This is a genomic window from Flavobacterium sp. (genome assembly GCF_013823965.1).
In the GTDB taxonomy this organism is placed as follows: Bacteria; Bacteroidota; Bacteroidia; order Flavobacteriales; family Flavobacteriaceae; genus Flavobacterium.
In genome coordinates, this window is record NZ_PNNA01000057.1 from 1 (window position 1) to 23,314 (window position 23,314).

Sequence of the window (23,314 nt, forward strand, 5' to 3'; positions counted from 1 at the left end):
CCCCTTTGCCACTTGGAATAAAATCAATAAATTAGCCTCTTCAAATTTTATCTAAATCTACAAATGAAAAATACTGCGCTAACGCACATACACGAGAGTTTGGGAGCCAAAATGCTCCCGTTTGCCGGATACAATATGCCTATTTTATACGAAGGCGTGAATGCTGAACACGATGTGGTTCGCAACAGCGTGGGTGTTTTTGACGTCTCCCACATGGGCGAATTCTTGTTGACGGGACCAAATGCCTTGGCCTTGATTCAAAAAGTGACTTCAAACGATGCTTCAACATTAACCATCGGAAGAGCACAATATTCCTGTTTACCCAACAATGAAGGCGGAATTGTGGATGATTTGATTGTTTACAAAATGAAAGACGAACAGTATTTATTGGTTGTAAATGCTTCGAACATAGACAAAGACTGGGATTGGATTTCAAACCACAACGATTTGGGCGTGGAAATGAAAAACCTGTCGGATGATTATTCTCTATTGGCCATTCAAGGTCCAAAAGCCGTTGAAGCTATGCAAGCCTTGTCTTCATTGGATTTGGCCGCCATTCCATACTATCATTTTGAAGTGGGAGATTTCGCCGGAATCGAGAACGTGATTATCTCGGCAACGGGTTATACCGGATCGGGAGGTTTCGAAATTTATTGCAAAAATGACGAAGTGGAACATGTCTGGAACAAAGTTTTTGAAGCTGGAGCAGCCTTCGGAATCAAGCCAATTGGACTTGCCGCTCGTGATACCTTGCGTCTAGAAATGGGATTCTGTTTGTACGGAAACGACATCAACGACACCACTTCTCCTCTGGAAGCCGGTTTGGGTTGGATTACAAAATTCACCAAGGAATTCACCAATTCCGAGAACTTGAAAAAACAAAAAGAAGCTGGAGTTACCAAGAAATTGGTTGGTTTCGAAATGCAAGAACGCGCCGTGCCAAGACACGATTACGAAATTGTGGATGCTTCAGGCAACGTTATTGGAATAGTGACTTCGGGAACGATGTCGCCATCGATGAATGTTGGAATCGGATTGGGTTATGTAACTACCGAAAACAGTGCAATTGGCAGCGAAATTTTCATCCGAATCCGAAAAAATGACGTTCCGGCCAAGGTAGTAAAATTGCCTTTTTACAAGAAATAAGAATAGCTTTTGTACAGAAAAAAAGCAAACCGCAAATTCGCAAATTAAATAGATCAAATAGATGTAAATAATTTGTGAATTTGCGGTAATTTTATTTTAAATTGCACTTGATAAACTGCACAAATGAAGAAAATTTCACTGATACTGCTCTTGACAACATGTTCCTTATTTGGCCAGAATAGCGACAAGACTTGTGAAATACTTTCGAAAATAAATGCTTTGGTTCAAACCGAACATTACCATCCAAAACCCGTAGATGACAGTTTATCGGTTTTTGTGTTTGATACTTTTATCGATATTTTGGACGACAATCGCTATTTATTGACCAAAATAGAATACGAAAACCTCTGCAAACACAGGCTTCAACTCGACAATTACATTTTGCAGAACGATTGTTCGTTTATGAACGATTTTGTTTCCATTTATCAAATGGCATTGGAAAGAAAGAAAAAAACACTCGAGAAAATACAAAACGAAGTACTGGATTACAATGCCAAGGACACGGTTAAATTTTCAAAGAAAAATTTTCCTTTTGACCTGTTGGAGAAAGATATTGAAAAGGTTTGGAAAAAAAGAATTCGCTATGACATCCTGGAAGATGTTTCAAAACTGGGTTCCAATCTGGATTCGCTGTCACCTCATTTTACAAAACTGGAAAAAATTTCGAAAGCCAAAATATTCGAAACCTATTTATGCAAATTAAACAGTGTTTTGAACAGCCAAAAAGGATTGGGATACGATCTTCAAAACGATTTCCTGAATATTTTTTGCAGCTATTTTGACCCACACACCAACTACTTTTCATTGGACGCCAAAACCAGTTTTATGTCCGGTTTGTCCACAAGTGGCTTATCGTTGGGGCTCAACGTGACGCTAAATGAAAAGGAAGAAATCATCGTTTCTGAAATTGTTCCCGGCGGACCGGCAGACCGGACCAAAAAGTTTGAAAAAGATGACGTAATTTTAAAAGTTTCCAATAAAAAAGGAGACGAATATTTGGTTTCTTGCTCTTCGCTGGACAAAATTGGAGAATTAATTTTTTCTGATTCCAACAAGGAAATTGAATTGACCATCCAGAAAAAAAACGGAAATATTCTGGCTATTCTGCTCCAAAAACAAGTAATGAAAGCCACGACAAACTCCGTCTACAGTTTCATTGCCGAAAAGGAAACCAAAATTGGCTACATCAATATCCCCAATTTTTACGCAGATTTTGACGGTTACAGCGATCAAGGTTGTGCCGATGATGTTGCCAAAGAAATTGTAAAACTGTCCCAAGACAACATCAAAGGATTAGTAATCGACCTTCAAGATAACGGTGGCGGTTCAATGGAAGAAGCCCTTAAATTAGCTGGAATGTTCATCGATTTTGGTCCTGTTTCAGTTATGGTCAACAACAAGAAAAAACACGCAATTCTAAAAGATTACAATCGTGGCAGCTTATATTTTGGCCCAATTGTTATTTTAATCAATGGCAATTCCGCTTCGGCAAGCGAGTTTTTTGCTGGCGCGATGCAAGATTACAATAGAGCAATCATCGTTGGAAGCAAATCATTGGGCAAAGCTTCGATGCAATCCATTGTTCCTTTAGACGGGAGCCAGCAGGATTTTGTAAAACTGACACTCGAAAAATTCTACAGAATCACCGGCGACAGCAACCAGATAAAAGGAATCATTCCGGATATTGCACTTCCTGTTTTATACGACAGCATTGTTCCCAGGGAAATAAGTTATAAAACGGCATTGCCTTATGACAGAATTAATACCAAAGCAAGGTTTACCCCTTTTCAAAAAGATTATTATCCCGCATTAATAGCGCTCAGTAATTCCAGATCGAAAAACAATGTTTTGTTCAATGAGATTCTATTGACAAACCGCGAAATCAATGCACTTTACAATAATCCAAAAAAACCGCTGCCACTTGCTTTTAAGGATGTGTTCAACGATGTTCACGAAATTGATTCCCTTTTTAAAAAAGTCAAAAAAATTGCGGCAACGGAAACCAACTGCACCATTTCGAACAACACCTACGATTTAAAAAAATTGCAATTTGACACTTTCCAGCAAGAAGTCAACACTTCCAAAATGAACGGCCTGAAAACAAATCCTTACATAGAAGAAGCCGTTGCCATACTGAACGACTTCAATAATTTAAAAAAATAAACATTCGACACAAAATTGGAGAAAGCATAAAATCAATGTACCAATTGATTGATAAAAAATTTGTTAAAATAACTAATAACTGTATTTTTGCAATTCAAAATAATAATTAGAAATGGGAAGAGCGTTTGAGTTCAGAAAAGGTAGAAAAATGAAACGTTGGTCAGCAATGGCCAAAGCATTTACCAGAATTGGAAAAGATATTGTAATGGCCGTTAAGGAAGGTGGACCAAATCCTGACGCCAACTCCAGATTGAGAGCCGTAATCCAGAATTCAAAGGCAGTAAACATGCCTAAAGAAAATGTGGAACGCGCCATCAAAAAAGCAACCGATAAAGATACCGCCAACTATAAAGAGGTTTTGTTCGAAGGTTACGCTCCTCATGGAATCGCAATCTTGGTTGAAACCGCCACGGACAACAACAATAGAACTGTTGCCAATATTCGCAGTTATTTCAACAAATGCAACGGAACAATGGGAACGCAAGGTTCTGTGGAATTTATGTTTGACCACACTTGCAATTTCAGAATTCCTGCCAATGGAATTGATCCTGAAGAATTAGAACTGGAATTAATCGATTTTGGTGCCGAAGAAGTTTTTGAAGACGAAGACGGCATCTTGATTTATGCTCCTTTTGGCAGTTTTGGAACCATCCAAAAAGAATTGGAAAACAGAAAAATTGAAATCCTTTCTTCCGGTTTTGAACGTATTCCGCAAATCACGAAAAAACTAACTGAAGCTGAAATGGCCGACGTGGAAAAACTAATAGAAAAAATAGAGGAAGATGATGACGTGATGAACGTGTATCACACCATGGAAGAGTAGCTTTTAAAATTTGGCAAAAAATAGATTTGATTATTTGATTGCTACTTAGCCAAAATTGACAAATTACTAAAAATAACAGCGATAAAAAAAAGCTCATTTACCAATGTAAATGAGCTTTTTTAATTGTAATTTATTTGTACAACTTCTTGTAATATTCATCAACCATTCTTGCGGAATCAAAATACGGAACGACTTGTTTCATGCTGGTTTCTACCAAATTCCACCATTTTTTTGGACTGTCATAATACAAAGGAAGCACTTCGTTTTCAAGCATTTCAAGTAGATTATCCAAATCCATTTCGTCTTGTTGATGCGTGGTCAGGTTATGATCGACGATGGGCAACACAAAAGAATTCTGGGTTTTGTTCAAATCTTTGAATTCCCGAACCCAACCATCATTTGTCGAAAAGTTGACCGCTCCGTTCATTGCTGCCGTCATCCCTGATGTTCCCGAAGCTTCTCTGGTAACTCTTGGATTGTTCAACCAAACATCGGCGCCTTCTTTTAACTGGCGTGACAATTTCAATTCGTGTCCCGTAAGAACGGCCATATTTTTGATGTTTTTGCTGATGTTGGTCAGATTGTCAAAGTTATGAATTGCGCCATAATCCATTGGATACGGTTTTCCTGCAAATATGATTTGAACCGGTTTTTCGGTATTGGCCAGCAACTTGATAAAACGATCGTAATCACGGGTAATTAAATCCGGACGTTTGTAATCGGCAAATCGTCTTGCCCAAACGATGGTCAAAACATTGGGATCAAACAATTTTCCGGTTTGGTCAGCCACAACGTCAAAAAGTTTTGCTTTTAATCTCGTTTTTCTTTTGATTAATGCTTCCCTGTCCTTATTTTTAAAGGCTTCGTCTAACCAAGCATCAGCCCAATATTTCTTGTTTTGAGCATTGGTAACATGAATAATCGGGCAAATTCCGGGATAATCTTTCCACATATCTCGAGAAACTTCTCCGTGTAGTTTTGAAACGCCATTGGCAATATGACTCAATCGAAGTCCAACCAAAGTGTGATTGAAAGTATCGTCCCAAATTCCGGTAATTTCACGCACTTTGTCCAATGGAACTCCATCAAAGAAACTCAATGATTCCAAGAGGTAAATATTGTGTTTTTCGTTTCCGGCTTCTTCGGGTGTATGCGTTGTGAAAACCATTTTTTCCCTGATGGCTTCCACGCTTTTGAATTTGTTGTATAAATGAAAAACACAAGAAACGGCGTGCGCTTCGTTCAGGTGGTAAACATCGGGTTCATAATCCAAAGCGTCCAATAATTTGGCGCCTCCAAGACCTAAAACCATGGTTTGCGCAATTTTGGCAATTGGGTCGGAATCATACAAACGGAAAGTGGTTGATTTTGCCAAATAATCGTTTTCCGGCAAATCAGTCGAAAGAAAAAACATTGGAACGGTTCCAAAAGTCTTTGGATTCAAATAATAAGCGGTTACCCAAACATCGTGGTTGTTGATTTTTATGGTAAACTTAATATTGGTTTCTTCGAGGAAATGATAAATTTTTTCTTGAAAAAGTACGCCCATCGAAAGGTCTTCTTGTTTGTATTGGTCGTAATATCCTTTTTTCCACAATATCCCAATTCCTACAACATTTTGCTTCAAATCATACGCGCTTCTCATGTGGGAACCCGCCAAAAATCCCAAACCTCCAGAATATATTTTCAAGGATTGGTCTATGGCAAATTCCATTGAAAAGTAGACGGCGGATTTTTTGTATTTTGGGTTAAAATCGTAGGGATGTTTATATTTTTCAGGAAGTATCTTGCTCATTTTAAATTGTTTTTTGAATTGTCTATAGAACAAACTTAAGTTATTTATATAAATGAAAGACAATAAAAAAGGGAAAATCTATCCAAAAAAAGGGAGAATTTTTCAATAAATTCAACTATCACGTTATAGTAAATTCGGCTTAAAAAAAAACAAACCTTACAAGTTTTAAAATCCTGTAAGGTTTAATTTATGTCTTCATTAAAAGTTGCTATTGCAAGATCGAATCGGAAAATTTATTCCTCTTCTTTTTGTCCCATCATCATCAAAAATGATTTTAGGAACTCGTCGATATCGCCATTCATCACGCCATCCACATTACTGGTTTCATAACCGGTGCGAACGTCTTTGACTAATTTATAAGGTTGCATCACGTAATTTCGAATTTGCGAACCCCATTCAATTTTCATTTTCCCGGCTTCAATATCGGAGCGTTGTTCTTGTTGCTTTTTCAACTCAATTTCATACAATTGCGATTTCAACATTTGCATCGCTCGTTGTCTGTTGTCGTGTTGCGAACGCGTTTCCGAACATTGAATCTGGATTCCAGAAGGTTTGTGAACTAACTGAACCTTTGTTTCCACCTTGTTCACGTTTTGGCCACCGGCACCGCTGGAACGAGCTGTCGTGATTTCGATATCGGCAGGATTGATTTCGATTTCTATCGTATCATCAACCAACGGATAAACGTACACCGAGGCAAAAGACGTATGTCGCTTGGCATTGCTGTCAAAAGGAGAAATGCGCACCAATCGATGCACGCCGTTTTCCCCTTTGAGATAACCAAAAGCAAAGTCGCCTTCAATCTCGAGTGTCACTGTTTTTATTCCTGCCACATCGCCTTCCTGATAATTCAGTTCGCGTATTTTGTATCCCGATTTTTCGGCCCACATCATGTACATTCGCATCAGCATTGAAGCCCAGTCACAACTTTCCGTTCCGCCGGCTCCGGCCGTGATTTGCAAAACTGCGCTCAAACTGTCCCCTTCATCCGAAAGCATGTTCTTGAATTCGATGGCTTCAATGTGGTTTTGGGTTGTGGCATATTGCTCGTCTAATTCCTCAACGGAAAGTTCCCCTTCTTTGTGGAATTCGTAAGCCAGTTGCAACTCGTCGGTCAATTCGACAGCTTTGTTGTAATCTTCAATCCATTTTTTCTTGGAACGAAGGTTTTTTACATAGATTTCGGCTTCTTTTGGATTGTTCCAAAAATCTGGAGCCAATGTTTTTTCTTCTTCGTTGGTAATTTCGATTAGTTTGGCATCAACGTCAAAGATACCTCCTCAACGCACCAAGGCGCTCTACAATACCTTTTATTTGTTCGGTAGTTGTCATAAATTATAGTAATTTTGTGGCCACAAAAATAGAAAAATTTTACCAAGGGACAATTTTCAAATTGCCCTTTATCCCAAATATAAAAATAAATATGGAAATTAATTTAGTAAGTGATACCGTTACCAAACCTACTCAAGAAATGTTGCGAGCAATGTTTAAAGCAGAAGTTGGGGATGATGTCTACAAACAAGATCCAACCGTAATCGAATTAGAAAGTAAAGTCGCCGAAATGTTCGGGATGGAAGCCGCACTCTTTTTTCCTTCGGGAACGATGGCCAATCAAACGGCCATTAAAATGCACACACAACCTGGCGAGCAATTAATTGCCGACAAATGGGCGCACGTTTATAATTATGAAGGTGGTGGAGCGTCTTTTAACAGTGGGGTTTCCTGCTGTTTATTGAACGGAAACCGCGGAATGATTACTGCTGAACAAGTGGCCGGCTCCATCAACGATCCAGAATTTTATCACAGTCCGCTCACGAGTTTGGTATGTGTTGAAAACACGACCAACAAAGGTGGCGGAGCTTGTTATGATTTTGAAGAATTTAGAAAAATAAGAAAGGTTTGTGATGCCAATGATTTAAAATTTCATTTGGACGGCGCCAGAATTTGGAATGCTTTGGTGGCCACAAATGACAATCCAAAAGACTACGGAAAAGTGTTTCACAGCATTTCCGTTTGCTTGTCCAAAGGTTTAGGCGCACCAATTGGGTCGGTTTTATTGTCTGATAAAGCTAGTATTCACCGTGCTTTGCGAATCCGAAAAATTCTTGGCGGGGGAATGCGTCAAGTGGGCTATTTAGCGGCAGCGGGAATTTATGCATTGGACAACCATATCGAAAGATTGGCAGACGACCACAGACGTACCAGGGAATTGGGAGCTGTTTTAGAAAAAAGAAACTGGGTGGCAAAAGTAGAACCAATAGAAACGAATATCTTGATTTTCTCGGTTCAACCCACTATAAATGAAGCAGTTTTAATGGAGAAATTAAAACAAAAAGGAATATCCATAAGTTCGATGGGACACGGAAAACTGCGCATTGTAACCCATTTAGATTACCGAGAAGTGATGCATACGTATGTTTTGGAAACCTTGGAGAAATTGGTTTTGTAGTTACAGGTTTCAAGTTGCCAGAAAGGTAAAACTTGGAACCTGATATTTTTATTTAAACATTTCATCCATTCCCGGAATCATCGGCATATCCACTTTGGCAACAGCGTCTAATTCGGCTTGGTTTACTTTTGCGGCTTTTTCGATAGCTTTGTTTAGCGTTACAATCAAATAATCTTCCAATTGTTCTTTATCTTCCAATAAAGAATCGTCGATGGAGATGGATTTTAATTTTCCGTTTGCCGTGAAAGTGACTTTCAATGCGCCGTCATTGCTTTGCTCATCTATTAAAACCGAATCCAAACGTAGTTTCGTTTCTTCCATTTTTCGTTGGGTTTCTTTCAATTTACCCATCATTCCCATTAAATCCATTGTGCTAATTTTTAAATTTTAGACTGCAAAATTACGCTTTTGCCAGGTGATATTCAATTTATTTTTTTAACTAAAAATAGATTCATTCTAAGGTCACTTTGTGTTATTTTTGTAAACTACAATACAAATTTGAAAGCTTACAATATGCCCAAAATAATACAGCCACCTGTCGCTAAAATAATTCCAAAAAAAATGGAAAAATTCGGCGATGAGAGAATAGACAATTACTTTTGGCTGAATGACCGGAAAAATCCGGAAGTCATTGACTACCTGAACAAAGAGAATGCCTATTACAAAAAAATGACTGCCCACACGAAGGCTTTTCAGAAGGAATTGTTTGAAGAAATGAAGGCCAGAATCAAGGAAGATGACGAGTCGGTTCCATATTTATACAATGGGTATTACTACATTACCCGATTCGAAACCGGGAAAAATTATCCTATTTATTCCAGAAAAAAGGGAAGTCTTTCGGCCAAAGAGGAAATTATGTTCGATTGCAATAAAATGGCGAAGGGACATTCTTATTTTCAATTGGGAGGTTTGAGCATTAGCCCAGACAATAAGTTGGCCATTTTCAGTATCGATGTTGTTGGAAGAAGAATTTACAACATTCAAGTGAAAAACTTGGAAACTGGCGGCATTTTATCAGATAAAATCGAAAAAGTTTCCGGAAATGCCGTTTGGGCCAATGATAATCAGACTGTTTTTTATTCCAGTCAAGACGAAGTGACCTTGCGTTCCGACAAGATTTTCAAACATAAATTAGGGACAAAACAAACCGACGATGTTTTGGTTTATTTCGAAAAAAACGAAACCTATAATGTTGAAGTGGCCAAATCCAAGTCCAGAAAATATTTGGCCATAGAATCCGGGAGTACTTTGACCACTGAATATCGAATATTGGAAGCCGACAATCCTGATGGGAAATTTAGAGTTTTTCAGAAACGAATTCGAGGATTGGAATACAGCATCAATCATTACGGCGACAGTTTTTACATTATGACTAATGCGGACAAAGCCACGAATTTCAAGTTGATGAAAACCTTGGAAACAGCCACTTCAAAAGAAAATTGGACGGAAGTTGTTCCACATCGCGAAGACGTTTTGTTGGAAGACATCGAGATTTTCAAGGATTTCCTAGTTATTGAAGAGCGAACCAATGGCTTGAATAAAATCCGGATTATGCCTTGGAGTGGAACTGGGGAATATTATTTGCCTTTTGACAGCGAAACTTACACGGCTTACACTTCTACCAACGTGGATTTTGACACCGATATTTTGCGTTATTCATACCAATCGATGACGACTCCTTCATCGGTGATTGATTTCAACATGAAAACAAAAACCAAGGAAATCAAGAAAGAACAACAAGTTCTGGGCGGAAAATTCGACAAAAATAATTACACCGAGGAAAGAATTTGGGCCACAGCAAAAGATGGAACCAAGATTCCCATTTCGATGGTTTACAGAAAAGGACTAAATAAAAACGGTAAAAACCCGTTGTTGCTTTATGCCTACGGCTCCTACGGACATTCGATGGACGCCACCTTCTCCTCCACCCGATTGACATTGCTCGACCGAGGATTTATGTTTGCCATAGCGCACATTCGCGGAGGAGAAGATTTGGGAAGACAATGGTATGAAGACGGAAAATTGTTGAAAAAGAAAAACACCTTTACCGATTTTATTGATTGTTCCAAGCACGTAATCGAACAAAAATACACATCAGCGGAGCATTTGTATGCCGAAGGCGGTTCGGCAGGAGGATTGTTGATGGGGGTGATCGTAAATTTGGCACCGGAATTATACCACGGAATCATTGCACAAGTTCCATTTGTGGATGTAATGACGACCATGTTAGACGAAAGCATTCCGCTTACAACTGGAGAATACGACGAATGGGGCAACCCAAACGTTAAAAAATATTACAATTACATGCGATCTTATTCGCCTTATGATAATGTAAAAAAACAAAGTTATCCCAACATGTATGTTTCGACGGGGCTACACGATTCACAGGTACAGTATTGGGAACCAGCTAAATGGGTTGCTAAATTAAGACATTTAAAAACAGATAATTCCGTGTTGTTTTTAGATACAAATATGGCAGCGGGTCACGGAGGGGCATCGGGAAGATTTGAAGCCATCAAGGAATTGGCCAAAGAGTACAGTTTTTTATTAGATTTAGAAAAAATTGAAAAGTAATTAGAATATTTTTGTTAAATTTGCAGGGATTTTGGTTAAATTTAAAAGTGTCCTTGATTAACTATTTTTTTATGAAAGAAGAAATTAACGCTTATAATAATATTTTAGAATTAATAGGTAATACTCCACTTGTTAAACTAAATAAAGTTACCGAAGAATTAGATGGAAATTTTTACGCTAAAATAGAAGCCTTTAATCCCGGTCATTCCACCAAAGACAGAATTGCTTTATTCATATTAGAAGAAGCCGAAAGAAAAGGAATCCTTTCTCCTGGCGACACCATCATAGAAACGACCTCAGGAAATACCGGTTTTAGCTTGGCAATGGTAAGTATCATTAAGGGCTACAACTGTATTTTGGCAGTTACTTCAAAATCATCCAAGGACAAAATCGACATGCTTCGCAGTTTAGGAGCCAAAGTGTATGTTTGTCCAGCACATGTTTCTGCAGACGATGAACGATCTTACTACAGTGTTGCCAAACGTTTGCACGAAGAAACCAAGGGTTCCGTTTATATCAATCAGTACTTCAATCAACTCAATGTTGATGCCCATTATAAATCTACAGGACCAGAAATTTGGGAACAAACAAACGGAAAAATAACCCATCTTATCGCTTGTAGCGGAACAGGTGGAACCATTTCAGGAACCGCAAAATACTTGAAAGAGCAAAATCCAAACATTAGAATTTTAGGTGTGGATGCTTTTGGTTCCGTTTTAAAAAAATACCACGAGACTAAAGAATTTGACAATAAAGAAATTTATCCATATCGAATTGAAGGTTTAGGAAAAAACTTGATTCCATCGGCCACGGATTTTGACGTAATCGATCAATTTATGAAGGTTACCGATGAAGAAAGTGCCCACGCAACAAGAGAATTAGCCAGAAAAGAAGGTTTGTTCGTTGGTTACACTTCCGGCGCTGTGCTTCAAGCCATTAGACAATATTCCGAAGAAGGCGAATTTGACAAAAACAGTAATGTAATTGCCATTTTTCCTGATCACGGTTCCCGATACATGAGCAAAGTATTCAGCGATGACTGGATGAACGATCAAGGTTTCTTTGACAGCATTAACGAAGAAGAAGCCCAAAAAATTGAATTTATAAAATAAATTTTAAATCTAAATTTTACATAAAAAAAACTCCATTCAGACTTATCGAATGGAGTTTTTTTTTATTGATCTGGATCTACATGGCTTTCAAAACTTCCAAATTCCCCATAATTATGGTTGGGTTTTGTTTTGGATCGAGCCAGTTCACCATCAACTTCATGTAGTCTTCTTTAATGGCGACACAGCCCGCGGTAAAAGAATCAGATTTTAAAGCCAAATGAAAAAAGATGGCACTTCCTTTCCCTTTTACGACTGGTTTTGTATTGTATTCTATCACCGTGCAATATTTATAAACGTCCGTATCCAATAATAGATTTTCATACGATTTTGCATTTGTAAAACCGCTCACGTGCTTGTTGTAATCAGCTGAATTAACATCATCAATCCATTTGTCATTCTTAGTGGTTTGCTGGTTGTCCAATAATGTGTTGGTTTGTTTTTCGTAAGAAAATAATTTTCCAATTTTAAAAATTCCCGTTGGAGATTTCCCGTCACCTTCAACTTTCATTTGTGGCAAAGCAAAACCATTTTTACCAATTGCCGCTTCTATTGGACTTTGTTTTACAACCCATTTATTGTCTTTTTTTTCCAAAGCCACAAAAACAGCCGTAAAACTTTCCGGTTTTTCGTTATACACAACAAGTAATTGCCCAACATTCTCTAATTGCACTTTATTTTTTTCGGCAATTGACAATACATTTTCAATTGCACTTTTGTCCGTTTGCGCCTTTGTGTTAGTCATCGAAAACAATATTATTGTCAAGATTAAAAGTTTATTTGAAAGTTTCATATTACTTTGAGTTAGTATTTGCTGAATTTAAATTACTTTTCGTCTTCAAATATAACCAATTAATCATAAGATTAATACATTGCTTTTCACTCGATTTTAGTGACACAAAATATTAAAAACCACCATCTCCTTAATCGATTAGGAATTTTAAAACAAATTTGTTTTATTTGATTAATAAATCCCAAATTTAATACAATTCAAGAATAATGAAATCCTATTCCATCCAAGAAATTAACGAAGTTATAAAAGGCACTATTGTTGGTGAAACTTCCATAATAATCACGGCTCCAGAGCAATTAGAACTTGCCGGATCTTCTGAAATTTCATTCATTGGAAACAAAAAATACGAAAAGTTTTGGGAAACTTCCAAAGCTTGTGCTGCCATAGTCAACGAGGACATTTCCATCCAACCCGGTAAAAACAGGGTTTTCATCAAAGTGCAAAATGCTGATTTGGCCATGTCCCAAGTCTTGGAACTTTTCGCGCCGCCCACTCCATTATTTAGCATTGATATTCACCCAAAAGCAATTATCGAAAAAACGGCCGTTATAGGAAACGGAACCCGAATTGGAGCTGGAAGTTATATTGGTGCAAAAGTGAAAATTGGCGAAAACGTCACCATTTATCCCAATGTTACCATCCTAGACGAATGTACTATTGGAAAAAACACGATAATATGGTCGGGAGCGGTGGTTCGGGAACGTTGTCATATTGGCAATGACTGCATCATTCATCCCAATGCAACGATTGGCGCAGATGGTTTTGGATTTCGTCCTTGTCCGGAAAAAGGTTTAGCCAAAATTCCGCAAATTGGGAACGTGATTCTGGGCAACTGTGTCGAAATTGGCGCAAATTCATGTGTTGACAGAGGAAAATTCAGTTCCACGATCATAGACGATGGTTGCAAAATTGATAATTTAATCCAAATTGGTCATAATAGTAAACTGGGGAAATTCTGCATTATGGCAGGACAAAGCGGTTTAGCCGGTTCTGTAACTTTAGGAAACGGCGTCATCATTGGCGGAAGCGCTTCCATCACAGACCACGTGACCATTGGTAATGGATCAACTATTGGCGGAGGTTCCGGCGTGACCAAGGACGTTCCTGCCGGCGCAACCTTGTTGGGCTATCCTGCCATAGATGCCCGCGACACACTAAGACAATGGGCTATTTTAAAACGATTGGTCAACGAGTCAAAAAAATAGACGTTTAAAATAAAAACTACCGCAAATTCGCAGATTTTAAAATTATGTTTTTAGGCTGCGAATTTGCGGTAAATTATTTTCAAAAGTTTATACTAATGCAAGCTTTTTTTGCATTCAATACTAAAATTTGTTCCAATGAATTTTCGTAAATTAGCCATCTCTTTTTTTATACAAACACAATTTCACTATGGACTTGAACTTCAATAAAAACGAAGACCACAATAAACTCCTTCTTTCCGATTTGCGTCACAGATTTGCCAAAATAAAAATGGGCGGAGGAGAAAAACGCATCCAAAAATTACATTCCGAAGGAAAAATGACGGCGCGAGAACGCATTGAATATTTACTTGACAAAGGAAAATGTATTGAAATTGGAGCTTTCGTTGGCGAAGGAATGTATCAAGAATATGGCGGATGCCCTTCGGGCGGTGTTGTCGTAAAAATGGGATACATTAGAGGAAAACAATGCATTGTCGTTGCCAATGATGCGACCGTAAAAGCGGGAGCCTGGTTCCCAATTACGGCAAAGAAAAATCTCAGAGCGCAAGAAATTGCCATAGAAAATAGAATTCCAATTATTTATTTAGTCGATTCAGCTGGCGTATTTTTGCCTTTGCAAGACGAAATTTTCCCTGACAAGGAACACTTTGGACGCATATTCAGAAATAATGCCATAATGAGCAGTATGGGAATTACCCAAATTTCGGCCGTTATGGGAAGTTGCGTTGCCGGTGGCGCTTATCTTCCAATAATGAGTGACGAGGCTTTGATTGTGGACAAAACGGGAAGTATTTTCTTGGCAGGAAGTTATTTGGTCAAAGCGGCCATTGGCGAAAGCATTGACAATGAAACCCTTGGCGGAGCCACGACTCATTGCGAAATTTCGGGAGTTACAGATTATAAAGCCAAGGACGACAAAGACGCTTTGGACAAAATAAAAAATATTGTTGACAAAATTGGTGATTATGACAAAGCCGGATTCAGCCGAATTAAAGCTCTAAAACCAGCTTTGAACGAAAATGACATTTACGGCATTTTGCCAAAAGCCCGCAATGAGCAATACGATATGATGGAAATCATCAGCCGATTAGTGGATGATTCCGAGTTTGAAGCCTACAAAGAAGGCTACGGAAAAACCATAATTACCGGTTATGCCAGAATTGATGGTTGGGCTGTGGGAATTGTTGCCAATCAAAGAAAAGTGGTCAAAACAAAGACGGGTGAAATGCAATTTGGCGGCGTGATTTATTCGGATTCTGCAGACAAAGCCACCCGATTTATTGCCAATTGCAACCAGAAAAAAATTCCATTGGTTTTTATTCAAGATGTGACGGGATTTATGGTGGGTTCCAAATCAGAATTTGGCGGAATCATAAAAGACGGTGCCAAAATGGTGAATGCCGTTTCTAATTCGGTGGTACCAAAATTTACCGTAATCGTGGGAAATTCGTATGGTGCAGGAAATTATGCCATGTGCGGAAAAGCTTATGACCCAAGACTAATCGTGGCGTGGCCAAGTGCAGAACTCGCCGTTATGGGCGGAACTCAAGCCGCAAAAGTATTGGCACAAATTGAAGCTTCTTCGCTGAAAGCAAAAGGAGAAATCGTGGACGAGGCCAAGGAAAAAGAACTTTTAGAAAAAATAAAGGCGCGATACGACGAACAAGTTTCCCCTTATTATTCGGCATCACGACTTTGGACAGATGCCATCATTGATCCCTTGGACACCAGAAAATGGATTTCGATGGGAATTGAAGCGGCGAACCACTCGCCTATCGAGAAAAAATTTAATTTAGGAGTAATTCAGGTTTAAATATGAAAAAAATATTCTTGTTGGTAATCGTTTTGATTTCAATAAATATAAATGCACAGAAACTTCATGAAAACGGAAAATATGTTGATGTCAATGGCGTAAAACTATATTATGAAGTGTATGGCGAAGGTGAACCATTGTTGATGATTCATGGCAATGGAGGCTCTTTTATATGTTTTGAAAATCAAGTAGAAGAATTCTCGAAGCATTTTAAAGTTCTATTGGTTGATTGTAGGGGAAGAGGAAATTCGAGTTATAAAAAAGGTGTTGAATTGACTTTTGATCTCCAGGTTGAAGACTTTAGTTTGTTTCTTGAAAAATTAAACATCAAAAAAACAAATATTGTGGGTTGGAGCGATGGTGGAATAATAGGCTTATTACTTGCCCTAAAACATCCCGAAAAAGTGAATAAATTAGTGACATCAGGAGCCAATATATTTCCGGAAGGAGTTATTCATCTGGATGACATGAAGAAAACAGTTCTAGATTTAGAAAGTAAAAATTCAAATCACGAAAATGATTTGGCCATAGATTTAATCAATTTAGACATTAAATATCCCAATTTAAGTTTCGCTAATTTGAATGTCATACAATCCAAAAGTTTAATTATTGCCGGCGATCACGACGAAATTAAAAACGACCACACATTAAAAATATTTGAATCCATACCCAATGCACAATTAGCAATTTTGCCCAATAGTTCACATTCTGCATTGATAGAAAACGCAAGTCTTTTTAACCCAATAGTTCTAAAGTTTTTAACCGAATAATTTTAAAAAAAAGGGAGAATTTAAAAATCTCCCTTTTTTTATTGTTGCAATTTGAAATAATCTATTGTCTTACAGACTGCATACTTTCAGTTCTCATGATTTTTCCGGTGGCAGTTTCGTTGAACTTTGGAATAAACACTACTTCTTTAGGCTTTTCGAATTTGTCCAAAACAGCAAAAACGGAATCTTCAATTACCATAGGTTCGCCTTCCACGTAAAGCACCGCTTTTTGTCCAAGAGTTTCGTCGGGCTGGCCGGAAACAAAATAACGTCTTGGAATCAAGGTAGAAAGTTTGTCCTCGATGCGTTCCGGCATCAATTTCACGCCACCGCTGTTGATGATGTTGTCGTATCTTCCTTCCCAACTGAATTGGGTGTCAGAAATTAAATTAACGATGTCATTGGTAACGATTTTATCCTTGCTTATGTTTTTGGCATCAATAACCAGACATTGTCTGTCATCTTTCGAGACTTTTACGTTTGGCAAAACAGTAAACGCTTTTTCACCTATTTTTTTGGCGGCAATGTGAGTGATAGTTTCTGTCATACCGTAAGTTTCATAAATGTCCATTGGCAATTTTACCAATTCTTGCTCTAATGCTTTATGCACTTTTACACCGCCAATAATTAATTTTTTTATCTTTTTGGCTTTCAGTTTTTCCAAAGAATTTTTTGCTTGCAGCGGAACCATTGCACAAAAATCAAATTCCTCGTCAATGTTTTTTAACGGGTCTGAATTGGGCTCCACGAATTTCATGTCCAATCCTAAAATAAAAGAGCGAACAAACATCATTTTTCCTGCCACGTAATTGGTTGGCAAACAGTGCAACATGGTATCGCCCGGTTTCAAACCAAAGAAATCTCCTGTTGCCAAAGCCGAATCCAACATCGCTTGTTTTTCAATTCTGATGACTTTTGGAGTTCCCGTAGTTCCTGAAGTATTCAACTCAATATAAGACTTTTCGTCAAACCAATCCAATAAAAAGTTCCCCACGTGCTGCTCAAAAGGTTCTCCTTCTTTTATAAAACAGTAGGCAACGTAAAACATTTCTTCAAGGTTTATATGATAGCCGTTCAATTTAAAACGATTATGTATGTTTTTGTATGTGATTTTGCTCATTTAATATGTTGTTTTTGAATTATTTATAGATTTTCAATTTGGATTTTGCCAGTAAGTTTTGCTGTCCAATGATTCCAGTTGTATTTTTTAGCAAATATAAATAAGATAATCGGATAGACAATTACAATCGAAACTATCATTTCATTTAACATGTCAACAGGGTTTTCTACTCCAGAATATCTAAAAACGGCATCCGTGTGCAAAGCCGAAAAATCAGAAGTGATCAACAAGGCAGCCATCAGATTATTTCCCAAATGAAATCCCAAAGCCAATTCCAGACTTTCGTCCATTAGTGTTATTATTCCAAGAAAAAAACCGGTTCCAATATAAAACACCATGACACCATAACCCATATTGGCCACTTCTGGATTGGCGCTGTGAAATAACCCAAACATGACAGAAGTAATCAGCAAAGGAAACCATCTATTCTGGGCTATAATTCCAATTTGTTGCATTAAATATCCCCTGAACAAATATTCTTCGAAACCTATTTGAAACGGGAACAACAAGATGCTGATGAGGAACAAAACAGCAAATTTCATCGGATTAAAATTCCATAAAATAGAGGAACTGTCCATCGAATAAGAAATGGCAAAAGCAGCAATGGTCATCAAAACGATTAATCCAAAAGAGAACAGTATTTTTTTATAATCCACTTCATTTCTGGAGGTGGTTAGCGAAAGAATACTTCGTTTGTGCAACACCCGAACCAACAAAAACAACATTCCCAACAAGAGAATGAATGGTGACAGATTAATAAAAAGCGACAAATTATTCGGAATTTCGCTCATTGATTTATATACTTCATCCATTTCTTCTTTGGACATCAAAAAATACGCAATGAAGTTTGCAACAAATATTCCTGCGGTCAACAATGTGGTAATAACAACTCGCCACCAAGTATTATCGCCTTTATACGCTTGATTTATAAACATTTGATAAATTTTGATTGGTTTAAAATAAAAATAGGTTTTACTTATGTTTGCAAGCCCGAATTTAACATAATTTTCCGTTTTTATCTCTTACTTTGCAAAAAATTAAACCCTTACATAAATGATACAAATTTATCATAATTCACGTTGCGGAAAATCTAGAGAATGTCTTGCATTCCTTGAAAAATCAGGACAAGAACACGAAATCATCAAATATCTTGAGGACATTCCCACTTTTGATGAATTGAAGGAAATAATCAAAAAATTGGGAATAAAACCCATTGAATTGGTACGTCAAAAAGAGAAAATTTGGATAGAAAATTTCAAAAACAAATCCATGTCCGACGATGAAATTATTAACACCCTGATTTCGAACCCAATTCTTATCGAAAGACCCATTGTCATCAACGGGGACAAGGCAATTATTGCAAGACCTTTAGAAAAAGTAACAGCTATTCTTTAATAGGATTCTATTTGTATTTTAACAAACCTTTATGATTTTAACCTTAAACCAAAGTCTACTTTTGCAATCTTATTATTTAAAATCATTTACATCTTTACAATGAAAAAATTACAATTTGTACTGGCTTTCCTATTCCTTATCACATCTTTTTTAAGCTTTGCCCAAGGAAAACCACAAGTTTTTAAAATAAAAATCACGGGTAAGGTTATCGAAAAAGTGAGCAAACAAACACTTGAATATGCCACCATCACATTTATGAATCCAAAATCACCAAAAGCGATTGCAGGAGGAATTACAAATCCAAAAGGAGAATTTGATATTGAAATTTTCCCTGGAACTTATGATGTAAAAATAGAATTTATCTCTTTTAAACCTATCTTAATCAAAGAACGAGAATTTACCGAAAGCACTAATTTGGGACTAATCACTCTAGAGGAAGACGCCACGCAATTGAACGAAGTCGTGGTTCGTGCCGAAAAATCTTCAGTAGAAATCAAACTGGACAAAAAAGTATACAGTGTTGGCCAAGACATGATGGTAAAAGGTGGAACTGTAAGCGATGTGCTCGACAATGTTCCTTCAGTTTCTGTAGATACCGAAGGAAATGTAAGCTTAAGAGGCAGTGATAATATCCGAATTTTAATTGACGGAAGACCATCCTATGCCGTAAATATAGCCGAAGCTTTAAGACAACTTCCCGCTGATGCCATTGACAAAGTGGAAGTTATCACTAATCCATCTGCACGATATGACGCAGAAGGTGGTTCGGGATTAATCAACATCATTCTCAAAAAAGGTAAAAATCAAGGTTTTAACGGAACTTTTATCGCTTCAGGAGGTATTCCCGAAACTTATGGCATAAGTGCAAACTTGAATTATAAAACAGAAAAACTAAACTACTTTACAAACGTGGGCTACAACCACAGAACAAATGAAGGTGGCGGTAAAACCAATTCTGAATATTTCAATGAAGACGGTTCTACCAAAAAATTTTTAGACGAAGACCGCAACACCGAGAGAACCAGAGATGGTTTTAATGCAAGAGCGGGTTTTGAATGGACAGTAGCACCAAATACTTTTTGGACAAATGCCATTAATTACCAAAAAGATAATGGTGAAAACAATGATTTAATCAATTATGATAATTTTGATGCTGCCCATAATTTCACGGGGTCAACTTATCGTTTAGGGACTGGAGAATCTGGTGGCCAAAATGTTGAATATACGTCAAACTTAATCAAAAACTTCAATGACAAAGGCCATAAACTTACCGTTGATGGTTCTATATCAAGAAACACGGATGACAACCAAAGTATTATTACTGATTCTAACATTTTTAATAACACGTTAAATAATCAAGTTCAAAAGCAAGCACAATTTCAAGCTGATTATGTACTCCCAATAGGAAAAGGAAGCCAGTTTGAAGCAGGATACAAAGGGAATTTTGGTAACTTAAACAATCAATATTATGTTCTTGACGAACTAGACACAAAAATTAATAATTTATCAAATACTTTAGAATACAAAGAAAACATCAACGCACTTTATACTTCATACGGCTTTAAAGTAAATAAATTCTCTTATTTATTCGGGTTACGTTGGGAAGACACCAATATCGAAGTAAATTTATTGGAGACCAATGAATTCAATACCAAAAAGTACAACAACTTTTTTCCAAGTGCTTTTGTTAGTTATGAAATTTCAAATCAAAGCAATATTACCACCAGCTACAGCAAACGTTTATCAAGACCAAGAGGTCGTTTTATGAACCCTGCGGTAAATTATGCCAGTAATGTTAATATATTTCAAGGAAATCCTGACTTGGATCCCTCTTTAACAGATAAATTTGATTTTGGATACATCAAGCGTTGGGACAAAATAACATTCAACACCTCGGCATATTTTGAAAATACCAAAAATGTTTTCAGTTTTGTGCGATCTCCTACCGGAGACATTGTCACTCCTGATGGTGAAGTGGTTACTCCTGCCCCTGGCGAAGTAATTGAAGGCATTCCGGTTATTAAAAGTTCCCCTATCAACTTGGGAAAAGAACAAAAATTCGGTTTTGAGTTCACGTTGAATTATAACCCATTTAAAACTTGGAGATTAAACAGTAATTTCAATTTTTACAATGTAAAAACAACCGGGGAAAACAGTTATACGGATACAAAAGGTAATCTTATAGTGCAAAATCTGGATAATCAAGCCAATTCTTGGTTTACAAGAATTAGTTCAAAACTTACTTTGCCATACAAAATCGACTGGCAGCTGAACGCCACCTACAATGGAGGACAAAAAACTGCACAAGGCAAATACTTGGGGCAATTTGGTATGAACACCGCTTTCAGTAAAGATGTGCTAAAAGACAAAGCGACAATAGCGTTCAATGTCAGCGATATTTTCAACACGAGAATCATGAAATCTTACACGTATCTTGAAAACCTGACATCGTATGGCGAAATGCAGTTCCGTAAACGTCAATTCAATTTATCTTTCACCTACCGTTTTAACAAACCAAAAGGAGAAAAAGAAAAGAATCCACAACCTAGAAATGAAGACAACGGAGGAGAATTCCCAGGATAACCATACAATTCAACAGCGTTGAATTTAAACCCCATTTCTTTCCAAAAAAGACCCGTGAAACTTTAATTTCATGGGTCTTTTTGTTTAAAATATCATCGAGTAAATTAATATTGGATCAACCTGAAACACTATATTAGCTTTAAATTTACATTGTAAACCCTTCAAAATTATAATCATGACCAACATAATCGTTTTAGGAGCAGGAATGGTAGGCAGTGCGATGGCTGCAGATTTATCAAAAAAATATGCCGTAACCATAGCAGATTTGAATATCCAGCGATTGGAACACATTAAAGAAAAACACCAATCAATTGCTGTTTTACAATTGAACGTTTGCAACAAAACAAAACTTCAATCCGTTCTTGCAACTTTTGATTTCGTGGTTTGCGCAGTTCCCGGTTTTCTTGGTTTCGAAACGATAAAAACCGTAATTGAAACCGGTAAAAACGTGGTTGACATTTCCTTTTTTCCTGAAAACGCACTAGAATTGGACGCTCTTGCAAAAGCAAAAGGAGTAACGGCAATAGTCGATTGTGGCGTTGCTCCCGGAATGCACAATATTATCTTGGGCTATCACAATGAAAAACTGAAATTGACGGATTTTGAAACCTTGGTAGGCGGTTTGCCAAAAGTCAAAAAATGGCCTTTCAATTACAAAGCCCCTTTTTCACCAATAGACGTAATCGAAGAATATACGCGACCTGCGCGTTTTGTCGAAAACGGAAATATCGTGATCCGGGAAGCATTGACCGATTGCGAATTGGTGGAATTTGACAAAGTGGGAACCTTGGAATCTTTCAATTCTGATGGATTACGGTCAATCCTATTCACGATGCCCCACATCCAAAACATGAAAGAAAAAACACTTCGCTATCCCGGTCACGTCGAATATGTAAAAGTTTTGAAAGACAGCGGATTCTTTAGCGAAAAGAAAATAATGTTGAATGGAATTGAAATTTCACCACTTGATTTTACCAGCAAAATCCTTTTTGACGAATGGAAACTAGGCGAAACCGAAGAAGAATTAACCGTGATGCGTGTCACGCTTAAAGGAGAAAATGAAAATGGCGAAATCGAAGAAATTGTCTATAATTTATACGACGAGTATTGTCCCGAAACTCAAACCTCTTCAATGGCAAGAACCACGGGATACACTGCAACGGCGGTAGCCAATCTATTTCTGGAAGGATTATTTACCGAAAAAGGAGTTTTTCCACCAGAATTAATCGGAAAACATGAAATTTGCTTCAAATATATTTTGAATTATTTGAAAGACAGAAATATAAATTATGTAAAAAACACGAACAAAACAAAAAGCGTGTAAGTAGTTTTTTATATTTGTAAATCTAAAATGCCAATCTCATGAAAAACTCACAAATCCTGGTTTTGTTCCTCATTGGCGCCGTGTTCACGATTATTGGCGCACTTTTCAAAATCACGCACGAAAGCAAAGATTGGTCCAGTTTCTTCCTAATTATTGGAATGACTTTCGAAGCAGTGGCAGGAATTCTGTTGCTGGTCAAATTATTCAAAAAAACCGACAATAAAGATTCCTTTTTGAATAGTTAATCCTGAC

The 23,314-nt window shown here is 37.4% G+C and carries 19 protein-coding genes; 13 read left to right on the plus strand and 6 right to left on the minus strand.

The genetic code is table 11. From position 1 onward, the window contains the following. Nucleotides 1-63 precede the first annotated feature (63 nt). The 3 genes from gcvT (at nt 64) to C0430_RS06605 (ending at nt 4,132) form a co-directional block, all read left to right on the plus strand. Nucleotides 64-1,146, plus strand: a complete 1,083-nt coding sequence (gene gcvT, locus C0430_RS06595; protein ID WP_290867019.1) for a glycine cleavage system aminomethyltransferase GcvT — start codon at nt 64-66, stop codon at nt 1,144-1,146. Nucleotides 1,147-1,269: 123 nt separating this feature from the next. Further along, nucleotides 1,270-3,309 (plus strand): carboxy terminal-processing peptidase, encoded by a 2,040-nt coding sequence (locus C0430_RS06600; protein ID WP_290867022.1) that lies wholly within the window; start codon nt 1,270-1,272, stop codon nt 3,307-3,309. Nucleotides 3,310-3,421: 112 nt separating this feature from the next. Beyond that, nucleotides 3,422-4,132: a YebC/PmpR family DNA-binding transcriptional regulator gene (locus tag C0430_RS06605; protein ID WP_290867025.1), complete on the plus strand. Its 711-nt coding sequence runs from the start codon at nt 3,422-3,424 to the stop codon at nt 4,130-4,132. A gap of 130 nt (nt 4,133-4,262) precedes the next feature. On the opposite strand, the gene glgP is transcribed toward C0430_RS06605, so the two are convergent. Both glgP and prfB read right to left on the minus strand, forming a co-directional pair. Further along, nucleotides 4,263-5,927 carry an alpha-glucan family phosphorylase gene (gene glgP, locus C0430_RS06610; protein WP_290867028.1) on the minus strand — a complete coding sequence of 555 codons (1,665 nt, stop codon included), beginning with the start codon at nt 5,925-5,927 and terminating at the stop codon, nt 4,263-4,265. 233 nt (nt 5,928-6,160) lie between these two features. Beyond that, nucleotides 6,161-7,259 (minus strand): peptide chain release factor 2 gene (gene prfB, locus C0430_RS06615; RefSeq protein WP_290867032.1). Its coding sequence is split into 2 segments (ribosomal slippage): nt 6,161-7,195 and nt 7,197-7,259, totalling 1,098 coding nucleotides; the frame shifts between segments, so codons are not numbered across the junction. Between the two features lie 91 nt (nt 7,260-7,350). On the opposite strand from prfB, the gene C0430_RS06620 reads away from it, so the two are divergent. Beyond that, entirely contained in the window at nt 7,351-8,376 is a 1,026-nt protein-coding gene (locus C0430_RS06620) for a GntG family PLP-dependent aldolase (RefSeq protein ID WP_290867035.1), read from the plus strand. Nucleotides 8,377-8,424: 48 nt separating this feature from the next. Here the strand turns inward: C0430_RS06620 and C0430_RS06625 are convergent, their stop codons facing one another. Next, entirely contained in the window at nt 8,425-8,745 is a 321-nt protein-coding gene (locus C0430_RS06625; protein ID WP_290867038.1) for a YbaB/EbfC family nucleoid-associated protein, read from the minus strand. Nucleotides 8,746-8,889: 144 nt separating this feature from the next. Here C0430_RS06625 and C0430_RS06630 point away from each other — a divergent pair, with 144 nt between their 5' ends. After that, nucleotides 8,890-10,950, plus strand: coding sequence for a S9 family peptidase (locus C0430_RS06630; protein WP_290867041.1), 2,061 nt, complete (start codon nt 8,890-8,892; stop codon nt 10,948-10,950). Between the two features lie 71 nt (nt 10,951-11,021). Further along, on the plus strand, nt 11,022-12,062 hold the full coding sequence (locus tag C0430_RS06635) for a cysteine synthase family protein (RefSeq protein WP_290867043.1): 1,041 nt from the start codon (nt 11,022-11,024) through the stop codon (nt 12,060-12,062). Nucleotides 12,063-12,138: 76 nt separating this feature from the next. Here the strand turns inward: C0430_RS06635 and C0430_RS06640 are convergent, their stop codons facing one another. Further along, nucleotides 12,139-12,804 carry a L,D-transpeptidase family protein gene (locus C0430_RS06640; RefSeq protein ID WP_290867046.1) on the minus strand — a complete coding sequence of 222 codons (666 nt, stop codon included), beginning with the start codon at nt 12,802-12,804 and terminating at the stop codon, nt 12,139-12,141. A gap of 254 nt (nt 12,805-13,058) precedes the next feature. Between C0430_RS06640 and lpxD the strand changes: the two genes are divergently transcribed. The 3 genes from lpxD to C0430_RS06655 all read left to right on the plus strand — a co-directional run bounded on the left by lpxD (nt 13,059) and on the right by C0430_RS06655 (nt 16,640). After that, complete coding sequence (lpxD, locus tag C0430_RS06645) at nt 13,059-14,057, plus strand: UDP-3-O-(3-hydroxymyristoyl)glucosamine N-acyltransferase (RefSeq protein ID WP_290867050.1); 999 nt, start codon at nt 13,059-13,061, stop codon at nt 14,055-14,057. A 187-nt stretch (nt 14,058-14,244) separates the two neighbouring features. Beyond that, entirely contained in the window at nt 14,245-15,870 is a 1,626-nt protein-coding gene (locus C0430_RS06650; protein ID WP_290867053.1) for an acyl-CoA carboxylase subunit beta, read from the plus strand. Between the two features lie 2 nt (nt 15,871-15,872). After that, nucleotides 15,873-16,640 carry an alpha/beta hydrolase gene (locus C0430_RS06655; RefSeq protein WP_290867056.1) on the plus strand — a complete coding sequence of 256 codons (768 nt, stop codon included), beginning with the start codon at nt 15,873-15,875 and terminating at the stop codon, nt 16,638-16,640. A gap of 61 nt (nt 16,641-16,701) precedes the next feature. Here C0430_RS06655 and C0430_RS06660 read toward each other — a convergent pair whose 3' ends face one another. Then, nucleotides 16,702-17,760 carry an AMP-binding protein gene (locus C0430_RS06660; protein ID WP_290867059.1) on the minus strand — a complete coding sequence of 353 codons (1,059 nt, stop codon included), beginning with the start codon at nt 17,758-17,760 and terminating at the stop codon, nt 16,702-16,704. A 23-nt stretch (nt 17,761-17,783) separates the two neighbouring features. Further along, the gene (locus C0430_RS06665) at nt 17,784-18,695 is read right to left on the minus strand and encodes a CPBP family intramembrane glutamic endopeptidase (RefSeq protein ID WP_290867062.1); all 912 of its coding nucleotides are present in this window, start codon (nt 18,693-18,695) and stop codon (nt 17,784-17,786) included. A gap of 118 nt (nt 18,696-18,813) precedes the next feature. Here C0430_RS06665 and arsC point away from each other — a divergent pair, with 118 nt between their 5' ends. The 4 genes from arsC to C0430_RS06685 all read left to right on the plus strand — a co-directional run bounded on the left by arsC (nt 18,814) and on the right by C0430_RS06685 (nt 23,307). After that, entirely contained in the window at nt 18,814-19,155 is a 342-nt protein-coding gene (gene arsC, locus C0430_RS06670) for an arsenate reductase (glutaredoxin) (protein ID WP_290867065.1), read from the plus strand. 99 nt (nt 19,156-19,254) lie between these two features. Continuing rightward, the gene (locus C0430_RS06675) at nt 19,255-21,738 is read left to right on the plus strand and encodes a TonB-dependent receptor (RefSeq protein ID WP_290867068.1); all 2,484 of its coding nucleotides are present in this window, start codon (nt 19,255-19,257) and stop codon (nt 21,736-21,738) included. A gap of 175 nt (nt 21,739-21,913) precedes the next feature. Continuing rightward, nucleotides 21,914-23,062 carry a saccharopine dehydrogenase C-terminal domain-containing protein gene (locus C0430_RS06680; RefSeq protein WP_290867071.1) on the plus strand — a complete coding sequence of 383 codons (1,149 nt, stop codon included), beginning with the start codon at nt 21,914-21,916 and terminating at the stop codon, nt 23,060-23,062. Nucleotides 23,063-23,100: 38 nt separating this feature from the next. Beyond that, nucleotides 23,101-23,307 (plus strand): hypothetical protein, encoded by a 207-nt coding sequence (locus C0430_RS06685; protein ID WP_290867074.1) that lies wholly within the window; start codon nt 23,101-23,103, stop codon nt 23,305-23,307. Nucleotides 23,308-23,314 lie beyond the last annotated feature (7 nt).